Source organism: Acidocella aminolytica 101 = DSM 11237 (assembly GCF_900129125.1).
Classification (GTDB): Bacteria; Pseudomonadota; Alphaproteobacteria; order Acetobacterales; family Acetobacteraceae; genus Acidocella; species Acidocella aminolytica.
In genome coordinates this window covers 1-1,091 of sequence record NZ_FQVJ01000106.1, presented here as the reverse complement: position 1 = coordinate 1,091, position 1,091 = coordinate 1, and the positions used below count along the sequence as shown (strand labels likewise).

General features: G+C 57.7%; 1 protein-coding gene. It reads left to right on the top strand.

Features of this window, described 5'->3' with window-relative positions; genetic code table 11:
- The first annotated feature begins 137 nt into the window (after positions 1–137).
- On the top strand, positions 138–1,007 hold the full coding sequence (locus BUB54_RS19815; RefSeq protein ID WP_048879156.1) for a TlpA disulfide reductase family protein: 870 nt from the start codon (positions 138–140) through the stop codon (positions 1,005–1,007).
- Positions 1,008–1,091: the final 84 nt, after the last annotated feature.

The window sequence follows — 1,091 nt, the reverse complement described above, 5'->3', positions numbered from 1 at the left end:
CCCCCGTAATATACCGGTCTTCGACTTGCCGCCGACACTGGCACAGGGTTCGAAGGATCGCGCCAAGTATGAGGCTATCGGCCCCGCCGATGACATGACTTTGAGGTTCGTTAAACCGGCGATTAACGGCGAATAGGATGCCACCCGTTATCAGCCTCGGGGGGCTCCTGATACAGACACCGCGCCTCGCATTGTTGGTGTTTGCTGTACTGATGATCTGGCTTATCAACTGGAGCACCCGACGATGGTTTGGCCGTGAGGGTACGCTCGGCGCTCATGTTGAGCGTAGTTTTATAATCGGCGTTCTTGGCGCCCGTATCGTCTACGTTGCCCAGAATTTTCAAGCCTATCGCGACCATTTCCTCAGCGCCTTCTATGTCTGGCAAACGGGATATGCGGTATGGGGCGGTTTTGTCTTTGCACTCGGCTATCTCGGATGGGCGACCTGGCGACGGCGGCTGGCGCTACCGGAGTTGCGGCTGATCGGTGCGATTGGCATGCCGCTATCAGCCTTCTATATCGCGTCGCTGGCGACGCTCGGGCGGTTCGCGGCAGCCGATCAACTTCACATCGGTAGCCAACTACCGCATTATGGCTTTGTCACTATCGACGGGCGACAGGCAAACCTTGCCACGCTGCGGGGTGGGCCAGCAGTCGTCAATATCTGGGCTACTTGGTGCTTGCCTTGCCGCGAGGAGATGCCGCTTCTCAGCCGAACCTACACCACGGATGACAAGAAAGATTTCGCACTGGTCGGCGTCGATCTCGCCGAGCCGGCATCGCGGGTTCAGGCGTTTCTTGGGCAACAGCCGGTCAGCTACCCGATATGGACGGATCCGGCAGGCAGCAGGAAATCACCGTCGACCACGCTTTTCGAAAAAACCGGCGGTTTCGCGGTGCCGACGACAATCTTCGTCGGCCGCCGGGGCATCATCAAGGCGATCTATGTAGGGAAACTCACGACGGCGATACTTGCAGTAAACCTACAGAAAATCCAGGGTACATAACAGCTAATGGTCCTATCCCGCGGCGGCACTTGACGAACCAGCCGCCGCCAAACCCGAACAATGGAGTTAACCGTCACATGAGTT

Coding starts and splice junctions, on each gene's coding strand:
- BUB54_RS19815 (WP_048879156.1), top strand. CDS start 138: ATGCCACCCGTTATCAGCCTCGGGGGGCTCCTGATACAGACACCGCGC.